Origin of the sequence: Bifidobacterium imperatoris (assembly GCF_002860405.1) — a bacterium.
In the GTDB taxonomy this organism is placed as follows: Bacteria; Actinomycetota; Actinomycetes; order Actinomycetales; family Bifidobacteriaceae; genus Bifidobacterium; species Bifidobacterium imperatoris.
The window spans coordinates 53,741-75,389 of the sequence record NZ_NMWV01000011.1; the positions used below are offsets into that span (position 1 = coordinate 53,741).

Here is a 21,649-nt window from a genome sequence, read left to right on the forward strand (position 1 = left end):
AGACTCGACGTGCACGAGGAATGGAACTGCAAACGCCTCGACCTCGAACCCATCGACATGGTGGGCTACACGTTCCGGCCCCACGGCCGCGTCAACATCCGCAGCGGCGTATTCCTCCGCGCCCGCCGAACGTTCAACAAAGCCCGACGTCGGCCAATGAGCGTGTTCCTCGCGCGACGCTGCTGCTCCTACTACGGATACCTGCGCAACAGCGACAGCATCCGATACCGGCGACGCCACCGCATCGACCACACCATGCGCCGCGCCACCCGGCACCTATCCACCCAATACAGGAAGGCAAACCAATGCTCCAGACAGTATCCAGCCCCGAACCCCTCGAAGAGGTCAGCTACTACCCGCGCGGCGACGGCCTCGCGGACATCCGCATCCGCCGCAACCTCGCCACCGTCCTGCACGAGGACGGCGATACCGCATGGACGGAATACACCGCCGACGAAGCCTATACCGTGCGCGACCTGACCGAGCAGGAAGCCATCGAACAAGCCGATTCGATATGGCTGGACTGCCTGCAAGCCTCCAAGACCGACAGCGAACGACTCAGCGAACTGGAGGCGTCCAGCCTCGATCAGGACGAGGCATTGGCCGAAATCTACCAGCTCCTCGCAGGAGGTGAAGCATGAGCAAAGCCATGATCCGCGTCTACGCCCGCCTCGTCATCGCCGGCCGCAAGACCATCGACGACGTACCCGAAGCCGGCCGCGAAGCCGTACAGGCATACATCGACGGCCTCGCGGGGGAGGGCGGCGAGTGAACCCCATAGCCCAACAGCTCACCGTCTGGGCCGCCACCGGCATCATCGGAGCGATCGCCGGCTACGCGATCGCATGGTGCCGCAGCCGCATCAAACGCGACGGCGCTATGGACGTGGGCGTGCGCGTCCTGCTCCTATGCGAACTCGAACGCCAGCAACGCGAACTCGTCGCAGGCGGGGCCACCGCTGACAACGAGACCAAGGCCCGCGCCCAGACCGTCTACGACGCCTACCACCAACTCGGAGGCAACGGGCACGGCACCCAAGTCAACAACGACATCCAGAACATGCCGATAGCCCCGAAAAAACCACAGGTTTAGCCCTCGCCGATCCCGGCGGGGGCTATTTTCATGCCCACCCAACACACAGGAAGGATAAGAATTTGGGCAAATACAAGAACAAAAGCAAGCCGATCACCGCGCTCATCGCCGCAATCGTCGCCATGCTGCTCGCCACCGCGCCGGCCATCGCAATGGCCGACATGGTCGGCATCGACGTGTCCGGCTGGCAGGCCGCGAACGTCACCTGCACCGCCAGCTACGACTTCGCCGTCGTCAAGGTCAGTCAGGGCATCGGCTTCGAGAACTCCAGTTGGCGCACGCAGGCCAAATGCGTGACCGACCGAGGCAAGAGCCTCGGCCTCTACCACTACGCAGGCGGCAACAACGCCACCAGCGAGGCCGACTACTTCGTCGCCAAGGCGAGGGACTACATCGGCAAGGCCGTGCTCGTGCTCGACTGGGAGTCCTACCAGAACGCCCAGTGGGGCAACAGCAACTGGGTGCGCCAGTTCGTGCAGCGCGTCCACACGCTCACCGGCGTATGGCCGATGGTGTACGTGCAGGCCAGCGCTCTCAACCAGATACCCAGCGACGTGCGTGCCAACTGCGGCCTATGGGTCGCCCAGTACGCCAGCAACGCGCCCACCGGCTACCAAAGCCGACCGTGGAACTACAGCCTGTACGGCGAGGCCATGCGCCAGTACACCTCCAACGGCTGGATCAGCGGCTACAACGGCCCGCTCGACCTCAACTACTTCCGAGGCGACGCATCCCAGTGGCAGGCCTACGCCAACCCGGCCGGCAAGGCGCAGACCACGACCCCGCCGCAGGTCGAGAAGCCGCCGACCCAGACCGTCGATCTACAGGCCCTCGCCACCGCCACGATCCGTGGCGACTACGGCAACGGCCAGCAGCGGCGCGACGCGCTCGGCGCGAACTACGACAAGGTCATGGCGATCGTCAACCAGCGCCTCAACGCCGGCACCACCACGACGCAGCAGGCCACGACCTCCAACACCACCCGTGTGACCGTTCGCTCTGGTGACACCATGAGCGCGATCGCCACACGCACCGGCCTGTGGCCGCTGTCCAAGTGGAGCGTGCCCAGCGGCAACCTCAACCTGATCTACCCCGGTCAGGTCGTCGCCTACAACGGCGGCGGCAGCACCGCCACCGCCGGCAACGCCCCACCGGCGACCCGCACCGTGACCGTCCGCAGCGGCGACACCCTCAGCGGCATCGCGGCCCGCCTCGGCATCAGCTACACGCAGCTCACCGGCTATCGCAGCGGCAACCCCAACGTGATCTACCCCGGCGAAGTTCTGCATTACTGAGAGCCAACCCGAACCCAACCTAGGAACCTTGCACCCGACACTGGGCGAGGTTCCTAGGTTCCAAATCACAGAATCGAGGACAATATGACCGACGAAAACACCGAACCGAAGACCGCCAGCACGGAGCCGACCGTGCCTGATTGGCTGCTGCCGAACCGAGCCTATGACGTGCTCAAATGGCTCGCGCTGATCGTGCTGCCGGCCATCGGCGTGCTCGTGCAGACCCTCGGCCCCGTCTGGGGCTGGACGTGGGCCGATCCGGCCGCGACGACCATCAACGCCGTCGACCTGACCATCGGCGTCGTCATCGGCGCAAGCACCCTCAAGGCATACGCCACCAAGCACTGACAAAACAAAGCCCCCGAACCCATCGCATTCAACGCGGTAGGCTCGGGGGCTTTTCGTCGTATATGGGGCTAGGCGGCGAGGCGCGTGGCGGCGACCGCCGCCCTCAATCGATCGTCCGGCATGGCGATGTACCGTTGCGTGGTCTCGACCGAGGCATGGCCTAGGAGCTTGGAGACGAGCAGCAGGTCTCGCGTGGCGGCGTAGGTCGTGGTCGCGTACCTGTGGCGCAGGCTGTGCGCAGTCCATCCGTCGCCGAGCAGCGTCGAGAGGTGCCGGCCGATGTAGCTCGACTCGACGTGTCCCGACCATCGGCCGGGGAAGCAGTAGCCGTGGGCGGATCGGATCAGCAGGGCGAGGTCGTCGCCGATCGGCACGATGCGCTGCTTGTCGCCCTTGCCTACGACGACGAGGCTCCAGCCCACGAGGTCGCGCATCACGTCGCGGCTGTGAACCTTCGCTATCTCGAAGCGCCTCAACCCGCATTCGGCACCGAGGCGCAGCATGAGCCGCTCCCCGTCTGTGGCCTTGCGCAATGCGGCGAGTATGACCATGTCCGGGCACGGCCGTGGGTGAGGTTCGGGGCGCTTGACTGTCGGCAGGAACTCGCTCGGATCGCACTCGGATCGGCCGGACACCTTGAGCCATCGGAAATAGCTGACGCAGGCGTTCTTAGCGCCCTTGCGCGTCTCCGGCTTCCAGTCCTTCGCGGCGAAGTGCGCGAGCAGGTCGTCGCCCTCCACGTCCCTCGGATCGCCCTCAAGCGCCCTCGACAATGCGGACATCTGGCATCGGCGAGTGCCGATCGTGTTGGGGGAGTAGCCCGCCGCCTTGAGGGAGTCGAGCCATGAATTGATTGATTCTGCCCAGAGCGGGCTTGGATATTGTTTTTTCACAGGACATCATCGCCCGTTCAGCGTGTTTGGCCCTGTAGGGCACGGCGGATAAACGAAAGGCCGCCACGAATAATCGTGACGGCCTCCGCCCGCAGTAGCGGGGACAGGATTTGAACCTGTGACCTCTGGGTTATGAGCCCAGCGAGCTACCGAGCTGCTCCACCCCGCGTCGGCTTGTCTTTCAGACAGCTCTATCTACAATACTGATAGATTGAATATTGTCAACGCGGATGGCGCTCTTCGGCGTGTCGCGTTGCGGGGATGCAACATATCCGGAACAAGACCATAATGAAAACATGCCTATCAAGATTCCCAGCGGCCTGCCGGCCCGAGCCATTCTCGACTCCGAACGCATTTTTGCTCTCGAGAAGCCTGAAGCGGAGCGCCAACGCGTGCGCCCGCTCAAACTGGTAATCCTGAATTTGATGCCTAAAAAGATTGAGACCGAAACACAGTTGCTGAGGCTCATCTCCAAAAGCCCGTTGCAGGTTGAAGTCGATTTCATGAAGACCTCCACCCACGAGGCCACGCATGTGTCCGCCGATCATCTGGTGAAGTTCTACGAGACGCTGGATGCGTTCAAAGACAATTACTATGACGGTTTTGTGGTTACCGGTGCTCCGGTGGAACATATGCCGTTCGAGGAAGTGGACTATTGGGAGGAGTTCAAGACCATTCTTGATTGGGCCTCCACCCATGTGTTCTCCACCATGTACCTGTGCTGGGGCGCAATGGGCGCGCTGTATTACCGCTATGGTGTGCGCAAGGTGGACTATCCGCAAAAGATCTTCGGTGTGTTCCCGCAATATCTGCAGGATGAGTACTGCTTCTTGACTAATGGTTTTGATGAAATCGCTTTGCAGCCGCATTCGCGCCTGGCTGGCGTAAACGAGGCTGATTTGGCGCTGAAGAAGCAGGAGCTTCAAGTGCTGACCTGGGGGCCGCAGTCCGGCCCGGGTCTAGTGGCTACGCGTGACTTTTCCGAAGTGTTCGCGCTGGGGCATTGGGAGTACGGCAAATACACGCTTGCTGAAGAGTATGAGCGCGATATGGCCAATGGCATGACCAACGTGCCGTTCCCGAAGAACTACTTCCCTCATGATGACCCGTCTTTGGAACCGCTGTTCAGCTGGCGTGCCCACGGCAATCTGTTGTGGCGCAACTGGCTGAACTGGGTGTATCAGACCACGCCATATGACCTGACCGAGGTCCCGGAGCTGAGGAAAGAGAAGAAGCTCGGCACCGATCGCTCGATTCGGCATTTGCCGGGAGGTCCACGCAAGGACAACTTCGAGCCATTCCTGCATGACGGCTACGGCGTGATTCAACGGGGTTGATGGGCCTGCTCTAGGGTATTCGTGTCGTTATGTGACCGCTCCGCGGACGTAGTGATGTTCATTATTTGGACGCTTAAATAAACGAAATTCGGCAGCTCCAGAGCAAACGTCTAATAGGGAATCGGAACATAACGAAATGATAAAACCCTTATGGCAGTAAGGGCGATGGCGGACACGCCCGAATGCCGTTGACTTTGTCCCAAGTCAGGCCAATAATCACCTTTCAGTCATTCGGAGTCGAATGCCGCAGCGTCGACTCCTGTCCCCGCACGGCAGGCCCCGGAGCGGGGAGCGGAAGTAACCAATACGTCACATTTGCGCGTCCCGCTGGTCTAAACTGACACCTGACATTGAAGAAGCAGGAGGCGTGAGAATGAACGAAGCCCTTTTGAACGGGTTAGCTTTGGCCGCAGACGGTCCGAAATTCCCGACCGTTAACGACTTCCTTCTTCCACAGATCATCTTCCCAGGAACCCCGTTTGCGATGAACCGCATCATCATGGTGCGCATCATCGCCACGGTAATCATGCTGGTCATCCTCGGCATCTCCGCCGCACGAGCCAAGCTGATTCCTGGCCGCTGGCAGGGTGCCGTGGAATGGGTCATCGAATTTGTGCGTGACCAGATCGTCTACCAGGTGATGGGCAAGGAGCGCGGTCAGCGCTACCTGCCGATGATTACCACCATGTTCTTCACCATTCTGGTGTTCAACCTGTGCGGCATCATCCCTGGCTTCAACATTGCAGCCACCGCTACCATCACCATGCCGTTGGTCTTCGCTGGCTGGTGCTTCTGCCAGTACTGGATCGCTGGCATCCGCGAGAAGGGTCTCGGTTCCTTCTTGAAGGATGAGCTCTTCCCGAAGGGCGTGCCCGCTCCGATCTACATCCTGCTGACCCCGATTCAGATTTTGGAGCTTCTGGTGATTCGCCCGGTCTCCCTGACCCTGCGACTCTTCGCCAACATGGTCTCCGGCCACATCACCGTTGGCGTGTGCCTTGCCGCCACCCAGTGGTTCCTTATCGAAATCCCGAACAAGCTGTGGTCCATCCTCGGCGTCGGCACGCTTGCCGCAGGCCTGATTATGACCCTGTTCGAGATCTTGGTCGCAGCACTGCAAGCATTCATCTTCGCCATGCTGACCACCGCATACATCAACATGAGCTACCCGGAAACCGAGTGATTTGAGGACTTCGGCCCCAATCACCGGTACCCCTTAAAGATTTTCAAGATTTCCTTCGTTACAGAAGAAAAACCAGAAAGGAAAAACCCATGGATATCATCACCCTCGCTGAGGTCGCTGGTAATCTCAACGCAATCGGTTACGGCCTTGCCGCCATCGGCCCTGGCATCGGTCTGGGCATTCTGATTGGCAAGACCATCGAAGGTACCGCTCGTCAGCCTGAGCTCGGCGGCCGTCTGCAGACCCTGATGTTCCTGGGCCTGGCATTCGTCGAGATTCTGGCCCTCCTCGGACTGGTGGCCGGCTTCATCTTCCAGTGATTGTGGCCGTTGCCTATCGCACGGTGCAAGCCGATCGGTGGCAACGCAAGAAAGCAATCGCAAACGGAAATGAAGCTATGAAAGGAGAACGGCAATGACTTTAGCGGAAAACGGTATTAACCTGTTCATCCCCGAGGTCTACGACATCGTATGGTCGCTGGTTATTCTGGCCATCATCGCGGTGTTCTTCTACAAGTTCTTCATGCCGAAGTTCCAGGCCATTTTCGATGAGCGTACCGCCAAGATTGAGGGCGGTATCGCCAAGGCTGAACAGGCTCAGAAGGAAGCTGCTGAAGCCAAGGCCAAGTACGAGAGCCAGCTGAGCAACGCCCGCGTGGAAGCCGCCAAGATTCGTGACGACGCCCGCGCCGAGGCATCGCATATCGTTGCCGATGCTCGTGCCCGTGCGGAAGCCGATGCCGCTCAGATTACCGCCAACGCTCAGCGTTCGCTGGAATCCCAGCAGCAGCAGGCTATGGTCTCGCTCAAGGGCGAGGTCGGCGCTCTGGCCACCGCTCTGGCCGGCAAGATTCTTGGTGCCAAGCTCCAGGACAGCGATGTGCAGTCCTCGATGATTGACTCCATGATCGCAGACCTGGACGCCAAGAAGTGACCGTGAACATCGTCAGGAACATCCGTAACCAGAAAGGGAGGTGACCATGCGAGGAGAGGCATCTCGTATTGCAGACCGCGAGTCGCGTGATTCGCTGGCCCCGAAGCTGCGTGACACCCGTGAGGATGCATGGCGAATCGGCAATGAACTGTTCAAGATCACCAGCGTGCTCGATCACAACATTGCGTTGGAGCGTGCGCTGACTGATCCCTCCCGCCCCCAAGCGGATAAGGTCGCAGTACTGAACGAACTGTTCAAGGGCGAAGCTCATCCGATGACGGTGGAGATTATGACCGATCTGGTTGCCCGCCGTTGGAGCCGCGCTCGGGATATCGCCAACGCAGTGGAGGACTTCGGTGTGGACGCCATGATGTACTACGCTGACGCCACCGACGCCACGTTGCAGGTGTCCATCGAACTCTCGCAGCTGCATTCGGCCTTGCTGACCCTGCCGGTTGTGCGCGCCAAGCTGTATGACGATCAAGCTTCCAGTGATTCTCGTGTAAAGCTCTTCCGTGAAATCTTCGACGGTAAGGGACTGAACAAAATCACGATGAGGCTCGCCGAACACGCTACGTGCAACCTGCGTCGCCGCCGCTACTTGGAAACCATCCAGTGGCTCATCAACAAGTTCTCCCGCCATATGGGCGAATCGATGGTCACAGTGACCACCGCAACCCCGTTGAAGGATGAGCAGATCGAACGCCTGACCAAGGTCTATTCGGCCAAGGCCGGACGTCCGGTGCACATCAATTCTGTGGTGGATCCGAGCGTGCTGGGCGGTATGCGCATTCAGGTGGGCGATGAAGTCACGGATAACACCGTGGTAGCCCAGCTGCAGCATCTGAACCGCACCGTGAAAGCGGGCACTAACTGAGTGGTCGGTGCATCAGCACCCTCCGCGCAGCGGAACACAAGCAAAGACTTGACTGAACAATAACCAATAGAAGGAGTGATCATGGCAGAACTGACCATCGATCCCGCCTCGATTCGCAAGGCCTTGGATGACTTCGTGTCGTCCTACCAGCCGAGCGACACCCCCACCCAGGAAGTGGGATATGTCGCCACGGCAGGCGATGGCATTGCCCACGTGACGGGGTTGCCTGGTTGCATGGCCAATGAGCTGCTGACGTTCGAAGACGGCACGCTCGGCCTGGCGTTCAACCTTGACGCCCGTGAGATCGGCGTGGTTATCCTCGGCGATTTCGCTGGAATTGAGGAAGGCCAGGAAGTGCGCCGTACCGGCGAAGTGCTCTCCGTGCCTGTCGGCGACGGCTACCTCGGCCGCGTCGTGGACCCGCTGGGCAAGCCGATCGACGGCCTCGGCGAGATCAAGAGCGAAGGCCGCCGCATCCTCGAAGCCCAGGCTCCGGACGTGATGCACCGCCATCCGGTCGACGAGCCGCTGTCCACCGGCCTCAAGGCCATCGACGCAATGACCCCAATCGGTCGTGGCCAGCGCCAGCTCATCATCGGCGACCGCCAGACCGGTAAGACCGCCATCGCGATCGATACCATCATCAACCAGAAGGCTAACTGGGAATCCGGCGACCCGAAGAAGCAGGTGCGCTGCATCTACGTGGCCGTGGGCCAGAAGGGCTCCACCATCGCATCGGTGAAGCAGAGCCTGGAAGATGCCGGCGCTATGGAGTACACCACCATCGTGGCCTCCCCGGCTTCCGATTCCGCAGGCTTCAAGTACATTGCACCGTACACCGGTTCCGCCATCGGCCAGCACTGGATGTACAACGGCAAGCATGTGCTCATCGTCTTCGACGATTTGTCGAAGCAGGCTGAAGCCTATCGTTCGATTTCCCTGCTGCTTCGTCGTCCGCCGGGGCGTGAAGCTTACCCGGGTGATGTGTTCTACCTGCACTCCCGTCTGCTCGAACGCTGCGCCAAGGTCTCCGATGACCTCGGTGGTGGCTCGATGACGGGTCTGCCGATCGTCGAGACCAAGGCAAACGATGTGTCTGCCTACATCCCGACCAACGTGATCTCCATCACCGACGGTCAGATCTTCCTGCAGTCCGACCTGTTCAACGCCAACCAGCGTCCTGCTGTGGACGTCGGTATCTCCGTCTCCCGAGTCGGTGGCGCTGCACAGACCAAGGCACTGAAGAAGGTCTCCGGTACGCTGAAGATCTCCCTGGCGCAGTACCGCTCGCTGGAATCCTTCGCCATGTTCGCCTCCGATCTGGATGCGGCATCCAAGGCTCAGCTGACCCGTGGTGCTCACCTGACCGAGCTGTTGAAGCAGCCGCAGTTCCACCCGTACTCGATGGAACAGGAAGTCGTCTCCGTGTGGACTGGTACCCACGGCAAGCTCGACGATCTCGAGCTGAAGGACGTGCTCCCGTTCGAGCAGGGTCTGCTGGACTACCTCGACCACAACACCGATATCCTCAAGACCATCCGCGAGACCGAGGACTTCACCGCCGATACCGAGGCTGCCCTCGGCAAGGCTGTGGATGCCTTCCGTGCCACCTTCGTGACCTCCAGCGGTAAGCCGCTGGTCGACAAGAAGCCTGACACTTCCAAGGCCGCTCCGGTCGAACAGGAAAAGATCGTGGCGGGAGAGAAGTAAGCCATGGGCTCGCAACTCGCATTGAAATCACGCATCCACTCCACTGAGTCGTTGGAGAAGATCTTCAACGCTCAGGAGATGATCGCGTCTTCGCATATCGCCAAGGCCCGCGATGTGGCCCTGAACGCGAAGCCGTACACCGATGCGATTTTCGATGCCGTGCAAGCATTGGTGGCGCATACCCATATCACGCATCCGATCGCTGTGAAGGACGAGGACAACCCTCGCGTGGCTGTCCTCGCCCTCACCTCGGATCGTGGCATGGCCGGCCCGTACACCTCTTCGATTATCCGTGAAACGGAATCGCTGCTGGCCCGCCTTGAGGCGGATGGCAAGCAGCCGGAGCTGTTCGTGTACGGCCGTCGTGGTTCGACGTACTACAAGTACCGCAACCGTGACGTGGCGGCCACATGGGAGGGCGACACCGATCAGCCCGGCGTCGAGATCGCCGAGACGATCTCCAACACACTGATGGACGCCTACATGAAGCCGGCTGAGAAGGGTGGAGTTTCCGAGCTCTACATCGTCTTCACCGAATTCATCAACATGGTGGTTCAGAAGGTGCGTGTGCTGCGCATGCTGCCCGTGGAAATCGTGGGGAACGAAGCCAAGGTCCCCGATCCGGAGGATGAGAAGGCATCAGAGGATATTCCTCCGCTGTACGCCTTCGAGCCGAGCCTGGACGAAGTACTGGACGCAATTCTGCCGAAGTACATTCAGTCTCGTATCCACGAATGCTTGCTGACTGCTGCGGCCTCTGAGACTGCAAGCCGTCAGAACGCCATGCACACGGCAACGGACAACGCACGCAATCTGGTCGACGACCTTACTCGTAAGCTCAATGCTTCGCGTCAGGCCTCGATCACGCAGGAACTTACCGAAATCATCGGCAGTGCTGATGCACTGAACACAAAGGAAGAGTAGGAACGCACTATGGCTGAGAATCAGACCACTGTGGCTTCCGAGACCAACGGCGAGCCGATTCACGGACGCGTCACCCGAGTCCAGGGTTCGGTTATCGACGTTGAGTTTCCGGTCGGCCATATGCCCGACATCTACAACGCCCTCCATGTGACCATCGTCAACACGGGCGCCAAGGAGGAAGGCGAGGCCAAGGCGACCGAGATCACTCTCGAGGTCGAACAGCACCTCGGTGACTCCACCGTGCGCTGCGTGGCACTGAAGCCGACTGACGGCCTGGTGCGCGGCGCCGCTGTGTACGACACCGGTGCTCCGATTTCCGTGCCGGTCGGCGATGTGACCAAGGGCCACGTTTTCGACGTGTCCGGCAACATCCTCAACAAGAAGCCGGATGAGCAGATCACCGTTACCGAGCGCTGGCCTATCCACCGCAACCCGCCGGCATTCGATCAGCTGGAATCCAAGACCCAGATGTTCGAGACTGGTATTAAGGTCATCGACCTGCTGACCCCGTACGTGCAGGGCGGCAAGATCGGTCTGTTCGGTGGTGCAGGCGTGGGCAAGACCGTGCTGATTCAGGAAATGATTCAGCGCGTGGCCCAGAACCACGGCGGTGTGTCCGTGTTCGCAGGCGTCGGCGAGCGTACCCGTGAGGGTAACGATCTGATTGGCGAAATGGACGAGGCTGGCGTGCTTGAGAAGACCGCTCTGGTCTTCGGTCAGATGGATGAGCAGCCGGGTACCCGTCTGCGCGTGCCGCTGACCGCACTGACTATGGCAGAGTACTTCCGTGACGTGCAGAACCAGGACGTGCTGCTGTTCATCGATAACATCTTCCGCTTCACGCAGGCAGGTTCCGAGGTGTCCACGCTGCTGGGCCGTATGCCTTCCGCTGTGGGTTACCAGCCGAACCTGGCCGATGAGATGGGTGCTCTGCAGGAGCGCATCACCTCTACGCGAGGCCACTCCATCACCTCGCTGCAGGCCATCTACGTGCCGGCCGATGATTACACCGACCCGGCCCCGGCCACGACCTTCGCTCACTTGGATGCAACCACCGAGCTTTCTCGTGACATTGCTTCCAAGGGTATCTACCCGGCAGTGGACCCGCTGAGCTCCACCTCGCGAATCCTCGATCCGCGTTACGTGGGCCAGGCTCACTACGAGTGCGCCAACCGCGTCAAGGCCATTCTGCAGCGTAACAAGGAGCTGCAGGACATCATCGCCCTGATCGGTATCGACGAGCTCTCCGAGGAAGATAAGACCACTGTGAACCGTGCTCGTCGTATCGAGCAGTTCCTTGGCCAGAACTTCTACGTGGCTGAGAAGTTCACCGGTCGTCCGGGTTCCTACGTGCCGGCCGATGAGACCATCGAAGCCTTCACCCGCATCTGCGACGGCGTGTACGACGACGTTCCTGAGCAGGCATTCTCCGGCATCGGCGGCATCGACGATCTCGAAGAGAAGTGGCACAACATGCAGAAGGAACTGGGTGAGTGATGGCTGAATCGGAAAAGACCACGATGAAGGTGAACATCGTCGCTGCCGACCATCCTGTGTGGCACGGCGAAGCATCCAGCGTGACCATTCCCGCCTCTGAGGGCGGCATGGGTATCCTGCCGGATCACGAGCCTGTGCTCACGGTAATCAAGCAGGGTACGCTCACCGTGGTTGAGCCCGATGGCAATCGCCATATGTTCGAGGTGACAGACGGATTCATCTCCTTCGACTCGAACAAGCTCACCGTGGCGGTCGAGCGCGGCCGTGACGTGCAGTACTCCAGCACGGAGGACTGAGCTCGCAGCTAGCGCGACATAGCGTAAAGAGGGGCTTTCTCTGAACCATCAGAGAAAGCCCCTCTTTCATGTTGGAACAGCCACGTTAGCCGCGTTAGAACAAACGCAGCGAATCGTCTTCGGTGCCTTTCATATCGTCATAGTCAAGAATCAGACAGGTGAAACCGCGATCCTTGGCCAAGACCTGGGCCTGCGGTGTGATGGTTTGCGCGGCGAAGATGCCATGCACAGGGGCCAGCAGCGGGTCACGATTGAGCAGTTCGCAGTAACGGGTCAGTTGCTCAACGCCGTCAATACCGCCGTGACGCTTGATTTCCACGGCCACATGCTCACCCTCAGCATTGATGGCCATAATATCCACCGGGCCAATAGCAGTTGGGTATTCGCGACGCACCAGCTTCGCACCCTTGCCGATGCGCTCGATCTGCTCGGCAAGATAACGCTGCAAATGATCCTCCACACCATCTTTGATCAGGCCTGGGTCTTCGCCTAAATCATAGGTTTGGTCGGAATAGACATGATTCAGCGTGACTTCCAAAACATCCGAGCCCTTATCCGCAGTGACGCGAAGCACTTTCTCGGCAACCTTTTGTTCGTCTCCGGCCTCTTGCACATCCTGCGTATCCGGCACAATTTCCTTGATCGTGCATGGCGCGGTCATCCAGTTGAGCGGTTTATAGGAGCCCAACTCAGAGAAAATCAGCAGGCTTGAATCAGCCTTAATCAACAGTACACGTTTGGCCAGCGGAAGTGTGGCGTTGAGTCGGCCGGAATATTCGGCCGAGCAGTCGGCAACAATAATGCGCATAGGCACCCACTGTAACGTAATCCATAACAAAAGGGCTCCCGTTAAGGGAGCCCAAAGTCAAAAGACTGCAGAACGATTACAGCAATCAGTACGCAGCGAGAATATCGATGACGAACACCAGTGTAGAATTCGCGGGAATCGAACTCTGAGCAGAAGTACCGTAGCCATCATCTGGCGGAATCACCAGCAGCACCTGAGAGCCAACGGTCTGACCAATCAAACCCTTCTGCCAGCCGGTGATTACCGTGTGCTGACCACCAGAGTACAGATCAGCATCAATGGTGGTGTTCTTGGTCCAGGAGGAATCGAACTGGGTGCCATCGGTAAGCCAGCCAGTGTACTTGACCACCACAGTGTTCTTATCGGTCAACTCCTTGCCGGAACCCTTGATCAGCGTCTGGGAAATCAACGAATCCACGGAACCCTGACCATTCATATCAATCGAAGGCTGGCCGTTCTTGGCGCGAGTCACCTTCGGCAGATTGGCGGGCACATCCTTGACCTCCTCGCCGGTGGCCTTCTCAAGATCCTTGGACTTGGAGACGAAGGTCATCGCCAGAATATAGGAGTAGCCGGAAGAATCGGAATCATTGACGCCGAAACCGATAGTGGTGTTGATCTTGGCACCCTTGATCTGGTTGTAGTAGGTGGAGGAGAGCGTGGAGGAATCCACCTTAAGCGAGCAATCCGGAGTGTTCTTGGTCCAGGTGTCCATCAGCTCGGTGCCGTCCTTGACATTAAGAGCAATGCCCTGAGCGCAGACGCGGTCGCCATCTTCAATAGTGTCTCCATCGCCCTTTTGCAGCACTACATAAGAGCCATCAGACACTGTCATCGGAGTATTGAAGGAGATGGTCGGCTTTTCGCCAAGCTTGCCCTTAGCGGTTACGCCAGCAATCTGATTGGCGGAAGACTTCGAAGAATCCTTGGAATCGGAAGAAGAAGAGGAAGAGCTGGAGCAAGCGGCCAGCGATACACACATGACCAGCGAGCATGCCAAAGCGGCGGCTTTGAGCAAGGGTTGGAAGTAAGACTTACGCATGGCATACCACAGTACCGGCAAACCCTGATTTTTCGCGTTCTAAGGTAATAGACAGGTGAAGATTGTAGAATGGTGACGTTATGAGTGCTCAAGAACAGACCATGAGTCCTGATCAGGACGTCATCGATCCTCTGAAGAACGACTCCGTGGAGCATGATTCCGCTGTGAGCGACTCCAGAGAGAACAAGGACGGCGAGCCCAAGCGTGCCGCGCGTCCGACTCGTCATGCCATGATCATGCGCGGTATTGTGACGCCGATTTTCGGCCTGCTGGCTGTGGCGTCCGTGGTGTTGGGGATTTTGAACGCCACGATATGGAAGCCGTCCTCGCAGATTACGGCAACCTCCACCATCACCGGTGCCCGTTATATTGTGACCGATCCCGGCGTGCTACCGCTGCTTGATCAGAATGTCACGCTGACTGTGGACCCGGCTTCCTCGGCAACACAGGTTTGTGTGGCGCTGGGATCCGCCAAGGATGTGGCCGGTTGGGTGGCCTCTGAAACGTCGTATCAGCGCATCACCGGATTGTCATCGTGGTCCACACTCGCCACGCAGCGAGGCAAATCCACAACCCAGACCACAGCCACGAGTGATGCCGATGCCGTGGCGTTCAAGGATTCGGATATGTGGTCTCAGGTCAAGTGCGGCAAGAGCAATGTGACATTGACCAGCACGAAGACCAGCGATTCCACAATGGCGATTATTGACCTGGGCAAGGGTGGCGGCAGCAGAGGTGCTGATGTATCCATGCGTTGGGTGCGTTCGCAGGTGCCTGATTTCGCTATGCCGTTCTACCTGTCTGGCGGTTTGCTGGCTGTAGTGGCTGTGCTATGCGCCTCCGTGTTCGCCATGCCTCCGCACAAGCGCCGCAAGCGTATGGTGGAGGGCAAGGCCACGATTCATACGGACTTGTCGTTCGCTGAGCGTGCTGAGCAGGGACTTATCGGTGCCAAGCTGCCTGAGTCCGTGCCGGCTCGCAAGCGTCATCGTCATGCCGCACACCGCCGTGGTGCCAAGCTGGCGGATGAAGCGCAGGAAGCGCCAGTTGAGTCTCCGATTATCGTCGATCCTGCGGCTCGCAACTTGGTGGCTGATCAGCAGGCTGCCGCAGAGTATTCCGGTAGTGCTGCGGATGTGCTGGGCACTGATACTGCACCGGCTGCTGAGCCGGTTGCCGACGATTCTGATATTGCTCAATCTGGTGCTACAACCGAATCGGCATTCAGCACGCCTGATGATGAGGCGACTTCGGTGATTACGAACGACGAACTGCAAGCGTACTTCGCGCGTTTGGCTCAGGAAGTACAGCATGAGCATGAATCCGCAGACGACCAACAGAATGATGAAGAGGAGGGGAACCGATGAGCAAGCGCTGGAACAGTCTGAAGAAACTGAGTGTGGCTGCCACCGCTATCGTGGCTCTGGTTCTGCCTCTGGGCGCATGCGAAGGTCAGCTGCCGACTGTAACAACATCGACATCGTCCAAAGCCACTCCGGATTTGACCGAAGCACAGGAAAAGAAGATTCGCACCAAGATTCTGGAAACTTTGGATAAGGCTGATGAGGCCCGTTCTGCGGATGGTTATAAGGCAGTGATGGGTGGTCCACAGCTGGAGATTCGTACCAGCCAGGTGACCATTGCGCAGAAAAGCGGCAGCATGAACAAGTACGCCACTATTCCGAAGGACATTGCTCAGGTGGTGATTCCTACGGATGATGGCTGGCCGCGTTCGGTGTTCACCATCACCACCACCACGGATGATCAGCAATCTCAGCGTCTGCTGGTTTTGGATCAGAACAGTGCCCGCGAGAACTACAAGCTGGTGGCTATGGCACGACTGTTCGATGGCGTGAGCATGCCGAAGTTCGAAGTGCCCACGTCCGGCTCCCAGATGGGTACCGCCAAAGATGAGGGGCTGGTGGCTACGCCGACTGATGCGCTGACACAGTACGCCGATGTGTTGCAGAACGGTTCGGACAGCAAGTACGCGTCTACGTTTACGGACGATATGCTGCGTCAGCGTATCTCCACGTTGACCAGCACTGTGCAGGAAGGTATCGCGCGCAACAACGGTACTCAGGAGCAGACGTTCACCGCGGTGCCCGATCAGATGTGGATTATGCGCACAGCCGATGGCGGTGATCTGGTGGTAGGCCGTATTGACTCCGTGTGGACTCGTCAGGCCGGAGATGGCCGCGAATCGCAGCCGGCTTCCGACGATGAGAAGATCCTCTACAATTCCGACCAGTACACCAGCACCATGAAGGTCACGTATGTGAACGTGGTGGCGCTGTATATTCCGCAGGCGGGGGACGATGCGCAGATTACTGCTGTGGGTGCCGACCGCCAGCCGGTGAAGGTGGAAGCACTGTAAATTGTCCGCCTAACGCTGAGTCAGGATAATCGGACTCGTAATTTCGATGCTGGAACTACAATCGGTTCCAGCATCGTTTTGTTATGCGCAAGTATGTGTGACTATGCGCGTGTTAAGCGTGGAGGCAGAGTATGGCTGATCAGCAGTTCAATCCCGGGGTTTCGTTGGCGGGTGCCGTTGATTTGGAAGCATTGAAGCATCAGGTGAAGGCCGAGCCGGGGCAAGCTGGCGGTGCGCCTGCCGCTGGCGGATATGTGATCGACACCACCGAGAATACGTTCCAGGCTATGGTGCAGACTTCTGCCACGTTCCCCATTCTGATGCTGCTGTGGGTGCCGACCGATGATCGTCTGTTCCCGATGGCGCGTGCGCTGGGTGATGCCGTTAACGCGTTGGAAGGTAAGATTCAGCTTTCTCGTATTGATATTGCCTCGAATCCTTCCATTGCCCAGGCGCTTCAGGTACAGGGCGCTCCTGCCCTGTTCGCATTGATTGGTGGTCGCCCAATGCCATTGCTGCAGGGTTTGCCAGGTGATGACGAATTGAAGCAGCTGTGCGATGAGGTTGTCCCGAAGATTATTCAGGCTGCGGCTCAGGCTGGCGTGAGCGGTACTGCGCCATATTCCGGTGATCCTGATTCCGATGCGGCCAAGAGCGCTGGCGCAGCTGGTGCGGGCGTTGAGCAGGTGCCGCCTGAACATGCTGAGGCACATCGTTTGGCGGAAGAAGGCGATTATGCCGGCGCTGCCGCCGAATACAGTCGTGTGCTGGAAATGAATCCGGGAGACTCTTTGGCCGCTCGCGAACGTGCCAAGGCTCTGCTGCTGGCCCGTTCCGGTCAAGCTAATGTACGTGAGGTGCGTGCTGCTGCCGCTGCTGCTCCCGACGATGTGGAAGCACAGCTCGCCGTGGCTGATATCGACATGATCGGCGGCCAGATTCAGGATGCATTCGACCGTCTGCTCGACTTCCTCGCGGCTGGCCACAAGGCGGATATTGAGCCGGTGCGTAAGCGTCTGCTGGAATACTTTGCTATTCCCGAGCCGACTGATGAACGCTTGAAGCGTGCTCGCCGCCGCCTCGCCACACTGATGTACTGAATGTGCACGTTCTGCACGTTCTCGCGGTAGCTTGCGGCTGGGATATGCCGCTCTTGGGATTGTTCTGGCCGCTCGGGCCAAGCTTTACGCCTGAGAGCGGCATATCCCAGCCGCAAGCTTTATATCAAGTCACACCATGCGATTCTTGCCGAAATAGGGCTGGAACTCCGGTCCGTTTTCGGCAAGTTCGGTTTCAAAGTCGCTGGCCCATTCACTGAATGGGCGGTCGGCCAATCCATCGTTATTGAATCGGGGTTGGTCGGTGATTTCGGTGATGCAGAATTTCGGAATCGTCAGATTTGTGACCGGGCCGGAACGCTCAGCCTCGGCCACGACGAGCGGCGCATTTGGACCACCGAATACATCGATGCTCCAGCCATCTTCCGCAATCCATACGGAATAACGGTTTTTGATGATTATTTCGCCACCACGCTTGATGAGTTCCGCGGCGATACGGGTGTCGATTTCACGCTCGACTTCATATCGTGTGCCGCCAACGGACGGACCTTTGACTGTTACATACGCTTCGGTGAATCGTTCGCGGTATTCGTCGAGAACGGCAAGTGGATTTACATCCGGAGTCATGTCGATTTGCAACGTATGCGAGGCAAGGCGGATGCGTAGCGCATAGTTATCGGTGTGTACGTAATAACTTTGGATGATTAGTGTCGGGATATCGCCATCGTCATATTCTGCGGGCAGTTCACGGCAGAAGAACCGGCGTTCATATTCGAAGTCATCTGTAAGTTCCGACATAACCCCATTGTAGAGCGCACTTGCGGGATTGCTGGGAAACTGGCTTGCGTATTGTGTGTGGCGCGGTGTGCATCGTGGTGTACAGTAGTGAAGTTGTTCGGGTTCGTAGCTCAGTGGATAGAGCGTCTGTCTCCGGAACAGAAGGTCGAGGGTTCGAACCCCTTCGAGCCCACAAGTAAGGTCCTGCCTCCCTCGGAAGCAGGACCTTTTGCATACCGTCTGCGTGCTGTTTGCATACTGTCTGCGTGCCATATGTGCTGTTTTGCGCATCAGCTGTGTGCCGGGCCGTACCATCCGTGCAGTTACTGCCGGTACTGGGCTGAACCGAGCCGATTCTCGGTCCTATGCGTGCCGCGCGTGAGCAAGCACCCTGAGATTTCCCTGAGATAACCATGAACTTGCCATGAAAGCAGGTGTTTTGGCTGAATCAGCATCACATAATGAGGGTGTTAGGCAATGCGTGTAGCGCAGAGTCACATGCCATTGTTGGAGGTGCGAAATGGCGGGATTCGGTCGTTTTCGGGAGCTGGCGGCGCGAATGAATCGTCGCTGGATTGCTCAGATAGTGATACTGGTGCTGTCTTTGGCGCTGGTGGTTGCGGTAGGCGTGGTGTCGGAAGTGCGCACGCGGCGCAAAGAGCAGGGTGATTCAGGTAGCTGGCAGGTGCAGCCGCTGGCCATCGCTCATAGGGGAGACGATTCCGCTCCAGAAAATTCAACCCATGCCATTGCCAATGCTGGTGCCGATGGGGCCGACTATGCCGAAATTGATGTACGGCTGGATGCTGATGGTGTGCCGGTGGTATTTCACGATCGTATGACCGGGCGTCTCTCGGCCGATGGTGATGACGTTCCCGTCCGCAGTTTGCATACGCATGAGCTGCAGCACATGATTATGCGCCAGCATGATGAGAATTTCCATGTGCCTACGTTGGATGAGGCCGTTATGGCTGCACAGCATGTCAATGATCATTTGGGTCTGTTGCTTGATTTGAAAACTGGATCCGCCGATGCCGGAAAACTGACGCAAGCGGTTTCCAAAGTCATAGAACAGCGTGATTTTTCTGGGCGTGTGATGATTATGGCGGTGAATGATGATGCCATTGCGCATATGCGCAAACTGCATCCCGACTGGCAGATCGGCAAATGTGTAAGTCCTGCCGGGCACCCTGAGGTCGGGTGGCCGCGTGATGCAAGCTTTGTAGTGATGCGTGGCGATCGCTTGGATCCGGCCGTTGTGAATCGGGCGAACCGTGACAATGTGCCGATTTACGCCGGTGTGAGCAGCGATTATCGGGAAGGTGGACGTTGCCTGAAAATGGGAGCGGATGGTGTGTTGGGATCGAGCGCGAGGAGCGTGCATGAACTGTCCAACCGATTTGCCGTTACCATGCGGGGCAACGAGCCGGGGCAACGCGCTGAGCGCCCGGTATGGCGATGAATTGTGCCTCGGGTGGTTGCTGCCGTGGCCGTATGGCGGGCATTGCCGGTCGCAGGTACTGTCGAGGCAACTAAACTGCACCATAATCGGCTTAGTCAACGAGAGGACTCATTATGAGCGAAAAGATGGAAGCAGTAGCTACTTCTGAAGCGCCGGCAGCTCTGGGTGCGTACAGCCAGGCGGTCAAGGCTAATGGTTTTGTGTTTGTGTCCGGGCAGCTGGGCATTGATCCGGCTACTGGTGAGCTTGCAGGCGAGACCGCTGGCGAGCAGGCAGCACAGGCGCTGAAGAACATCAAGCATATCCTCGATACTGCTGGTACAGGCATTGAACATGTGGTGCGTGCCACCATCTACCTGAAGAACGTCGAGGACTTCAAGGAAGTCGATGCTCGCTACGCTGAGGTATTCATTGGCTCCGTTAAGCCCGCTCGCGTTGCCTTTGGTAACAATATGATTCCGAAGGGCGCTCTGGTGGAGATCGACGCCATCGCTGTGCTGTGATTGCTTCGGTGTCTTTCCTCTAATTGCGCTAGAAATTCAGGAAAATAGCCGCATCAGCCCGAATTCCTTGCACTGATATGGTGTCAGTGCAAGGAATTCGGGCTGATGCCTTTAATTTCCGGAATTTGTTGCACTGAGGGCTTCTCAGTGTACGAAATTTGGGATGATTGGGTAGTTTTCCGGAATTTCTTGCGCTGACAGCCGCACATGTGCGTACTTGAGATGATTCTGTGCTGAGTCTCTTTTCTGACTTAGGTCCCGGGGCGTGCAACAATAGTGGGCATGGCATCCAAAGGAAAACCGTCACCGCGTTCTGCGGTCAGCCCATTATCTGACGCACAGGTCGCCAAGCTCGCAAAGCAGCATAAGCTTGTTGACCCCATGCATGACTTCCCGACTGGACCAGGGCGCAAAGCCAAAGTCGAGGAGATTAACGCGCAGAATCCTCAAGCCACTAAGCGGCTACTCACCGGCGTGGATGTGGTATTCAACGCCAGCTGCAAGACCCGCGCTTGGGGTTTGGAACATGTGCCCGAAGACGGTTCGTTTATTACGGCGGCGAGCCATGTGACGATGTTCGATGTGTTCGTGCCTATGGCCAGCCTGTTCCACATGGGCCGCCGACCGCGGTATATGGCCAAGGCTGAGATGGCGAAGTGGCCTCTGATTGGCAAGTGGTTCCAACTGGTTGGCATGCAGCCAGTGCAGCGTCATTCCGGTAAAGCTAAGCAGATTGAAGAAACTTCCATTGATATTTTGACTTCTGGCCGTCCGCTTACCGTGTGGCCGGAAGGTACGGTGACTCGTGACCCGAAGAAATGGGTGATGAGCATTAAGGAAGGCGTGGCCTATATCGCGTTGGAATCCTCTCGCCGATTGGGGCATCAGGTGCCGCTGTATCCGGCAGTTACGTGGGGAGCGGCATCGATTAATCACTGGTGGCCGTGGCCTCGTAAGAATGTGGTCATGTGCTATGACTGTCAGCTCGATTATTCGGATTTGCTGACGGATATGGATTCGTGGGGTGAAGAGCCGCCGGCTGAAGCGGTGAATGAACTGATGTGGCGCGTGCTGAAGCGTATGAACACCGTGCTTGCTGAAATTCGAGGCGAGCAGTTCCCCGCTGAGGGCTATTGGGATTACCGCAGTATGTCTCGCAAACCCTGGCCCGAAGTCGGCGGCCCATTCCCGGCCGGCAAAGTGGAGTAGCATTGCACAAGGTGCAGTGAAGCTTGAA

General features: G+C 58.3%; 24 protein-coding genes and 2 tRNA genes. 21 read left to right on the plus strand and 5 right to left on the minus strand.

The genetic code is table 11. From position 1 onward, the window contains the following. Positions 1-305 precede the first annotated feature (305 nt). The 5 genes from Tam1G_RS11910 (at position 306) to Tam1G_RS04430 (ending at position 2,735) form a co-directional block, all read left to right on the plus strand. Positions 306-641 (plus strand): hypothetical protein, encoded by a 336-nt coding sequence (locus Tam1G_RS11910; protein ID WP_242689704.1) that lies wholly within the window; start codon positions 306-308, stop codon positions 639-641. Continuing rightward, a complete protein-coding gene (locus tag Tam1G_RS12000) occupies positions 638-772 on the plus strand; it encodes a CD1375 family protein (protein WP_278251017.1) in 135 nt (44 codons plus the stop codon). Before Tam1G_RS11910 ends, Tam1G_RS12000 begins: the two co-directional genes overlap by 4 nt. Beyond that, positions 769-1,092: a hypothetical protein gene (locus Tam1G_RS04420; protein ID WP_101625613.1), complete on the plus strand. Its 324-nt coding sequence runs from the start codon at positions 769-771 to the stop codon at positions 1,090-1,092. The genes Tam1G_RS12000 and Tam1G_RS04420 overlap by 4 nt, the downstream gene beginning before the upstream one ends. 62 nt (positions 1,093-1,154) lie before the next feature. Continuing rightward, positions 1,155-2,387: a GH25 family lysozyme gene (locus tag Tam1G_RS04425; protein WP_101625614.1), complete on the plus strand. Its 1,233-nt coding sequence runs from the start codon at positions 1,155-1,157 to the stop codon at positions 2,385-2,387. 84 nt (positions 2,388-2,471) lie between these two features. Next, entirely contained in the window at positions 2,472-2,735 is a 264-nt protein-coding gene (locus tag Tam1G_RS04430) for a phage holin (protein WP_101625615.1), read from the plus strand. Positions 2,736-2,803: 68 nt separating this feature from the next. Here the strand turns inward: Tam1G_RS04430 and Tam1G_RS04435 are convergent, their stop codons facing one another. Together Tam1G_RS04435 and Tam1G_RS04440 are read right to left on the minus strand one after the other, a co-directional pair. Then, positions 2,804-3,628, minus strand: a complete 825-nt coding sequence (locus tag Tam1G_RS04435) for a tyrosine-type recombinase/integrase (RefSeq protein WP_101625616.1) — start codon at positions 3,626-3,628, stop codon at positions 2,804-2,806. 95 nt (positions 3,629-3,723) lie between these two features. Further along, positions 3,724-3,797 (minus strand) — tRNA-Met (locus Tam1G_RS04440). 127 nt (positions 3,798-3,924) lie between these two features. Between Tam1G_RS04440 and Tam1G_RS04445 the strand changes: the two genes are divergently transcribed. From Tam1G_RS04445 to Tam1G_RS04485, 9 genes are all read left to right on the plus strand, one after another. Next, positions 3,925-4,965, plus strand: a complete 1,041-nt coding sequence (locus tag Tam1G_RS04445) for a homoserine O-succinyltransferase (protein ID WP_101625691.1) — start codon at positions 3,925-3,927, stop codon at positions 4,963-4,965. Between the two features lie 373 nt (positions 4,966-5,338). Further along, positions 5,339-6,148, plus strand: a complete 810-nt coding sequence (gene atpB, locus Tam1G_RS04450; protein WP_033890627.1) for a F0F1 ATP synthase subunit A — start codon at positions 5,339-5,341, stop codon at positions 6,146-6,148. Positions 6,149-6,237: 89 nt separating this feature from the next. Continuing rightward, entirely contained in the window at positions 6,238-6,468 is a 231-nt protein-coding gene (gene atpE, locus Tam1G_RS04455; RefSeq protein ID WP_033890625.1) for an ATP synthase F0 subunit C, read from the plus strand. Between the two features lie 94 nt (positions 6,469-6,562). After that, entirely contained in the window at positions 6,563-7,081 is a 519-nt protein-coding gene (locus tag Tam1G_RS04460; RefSeq protein ID WP_033890624.1) for a F0F1 ATP synthase subunit B, read from the plus strand. A 46-nt stretch (positions 7,082-7,127) separates the two neighbouring features. Next, positions 7,128-7,958, plus strand: coding sequence for a F0F1 ATP synthase subunit delta (locus Tam1G_RS04465; protein ID WP_033890623.1), 831 nt, complete (start codon positions 7,128-7,130; stop codon positions 7,956-7,958). A gap of 81 nt (positions 7,959-8,039) precedes the next feature. Further along, positions 8,040-9,668, plus strand: a complete 1,629-nt coding sequence (gene atpA, locus Tam1G_RS04470; RefSeq protein ID WP_101625617.1) for a F0F1 ATP synthase subunit alpha — start codon at positions 8,040-8,042, stop codon at positions 9,666-9,668. Positions 9,669-9,671: 3 nt separating this feature from the next. Next, positions 9,672-10,592: a F0F1 ATP synthase subunit gamma gene (locus Tam1G_RS04475; protein WP_033890621.1), complete on the plus strand. Its 921-nt coding sequence runs from the start codon at positions 9,672-9,674 to the stop codon at positions 10,590-10,592. A gap of 9 nt (positions 10,593-10,601) precedes the next feature. Beyond that, positions 10,602-12,089, plus strand: coding sequence for a F0F1 ATP synthase subunit beta (atpD, locus tag Tam1G_RS04480; protein ID WP_033890620.1), 1,488 nt, complete (start codon positions 10,602-10,604; stop codon positions 12,087-12,089). Beyond that, a complete protein-coding gene (locus tag Tam1G_RS04485; protein WP_033890619.1) occupies positions 12,089-12,385 on the plus strand; it encodes a F0F1 ATP synthase subunit epsilon in 297 nt (98 codons plus the stop codon). The genes atpD and Tam1G_RS04485 overlap by 1 nt, the downstream gene beginning before the upstream one ends. A gap of 94 nt (positions 12,386-12,479) precedes the next feature. On the opposite strand, the gene nucS is transcribed toward Tam1G_RS04485, so the two are convergent. Both nucS and Tam1G_RS04495 read right to left on the minus strand, forming a co-directional pair. Then, entirely contained in the window at positions 12,480-13,193 is a 714-nt protein-coding gene (nucS, locus tag Tam1G_RS04490) for an endonuclease NucS (protein ID WP_033890617.1), read from the minus strand. Between the two features lie 85 nt (positions 13,194-13,278). After that, positions 13,279-14,235, minus strand: a complete 957-nt coding sequence (locus Tam1G_RS04495; RefSeq protein ID WP_101625618.1) for an FKBP-type peptidyl-prolyl cis-trans isomerase — start codon at positions 14,233-14,235, stop codon at positions 13,279-13,281. Between the two features lie 230 nt (positions 14,236-14,465). Here Tam1G_RS04495 and Tam1G_RS04500 point away from each other — a divergent pair, with 230 nt between their 5' ends. The 3 genes from Tam1G_RS04500 to Tam1G_RS04510 all read left to right on the plus strand — a co-directional run bounded on the left by Tam1G_RS04500 (position 14,466) and on the right by Tam1G_RS04510 (position 17,712). After that, positions 14,466-15,602, plus strand: coding sequence for a hypothetical protein (locus Tam1G_RS04500; RefSeq protein ID WP_423220503.1), 1,137 nt, complete (start codon positions 14,466-14,468; stop codon positions 15,600-15,602). Further along, positions 15,599-16,612, plus strand: a complete 1,014-nt coding sequence (locus Tam1G_RS04505; protein WP_101625620.1) for a DUF8094 domain-containing protein — start codon at positions 15,599-15,601, stop codon at positions 16,610-16,612. The genes Tam1G_RS04500 and Tam1G_RS04505 overlap by 4 nt, the downstream gene beginning before the upstream one ends. Before the next feature lie 131 nt (positions 16,613-16,743). Further along, entirely contained in the window at positions 16,744-17,712 is a 969-nt protein-coding gene (locus Tam1G_RS04510; RefSeq protein ID WP_101625621.1) for a tetratricopeptide repeat protein, read from the plus strand. A gap of 129 nt (positions 17,713-17,841) precedes the next feature. Here Tam1G_RS04510 and Tam1G_RS04515 read toward each other — a convergent pair whose 3' ends face one another. After that, on the minus strand, positions 17,842-18,468 hold the full coding sequence (locus Tam1G_RS04515) for a CYTH domain-containing protein (RefSeq protein WP_101625622.1): 627 nt from the start codon (positions 18,466-18,468) through the stop codon (positions 17,842-17,844). 99 nt (positions 18,469-18,567) lie between these two features. Between Tam1G_RS04515 and Tam1G_RS04520 the strand changes: the two genes are divergently transcribed. From Tam1G_RS04520 to Tam1G_RS04535, 4 genes are all read left to right on the plus strand, one after another. Beyond that, a tRNA-Arg gene (locus Tam1G_RS04520) sits at positions 18,568-18,640 on the plus strand. 327 nt (positions 18,641-18,967) lie between these two features. Next, positions 18,968-19,909: a glycerophosphodiester phosphodiesterase family protein gene (locus Tam1G_RS04525; RefSeq protein ID WP_101625623.1), complete on the plus strand. Its 942-nt coding sequence runs from the start codon at positions 18,968-18,970 to the stop codon at positions 19,907-19,909. 113 nt (positions 19,910-20,022) lie between these two features. Beyond that, a complete protein-coding gene (locus Tam1G_RS04530) occupies positions 20,023-20,412 on the plus strand; it encodes a Rid family detoxifying hydrolase (RefSeq protein ID WP_033890612.1) in 390 nt (129 codons plus the stop codon). A 282-nt stretch (positions 20,413-20,694) separates the two neighbouring features. Then, entirely contained in the window at positions 20,695-21,621 is a 927-nt protein-coding gene (locus tag Tam1G_RS04535; RefSeq protein ID WP_101625624.1) for a lysophospholipid acyltransferase family protein, read from the plus strand. Positions 21,622-21,649 lie beyond the last annotated feature (28 nt).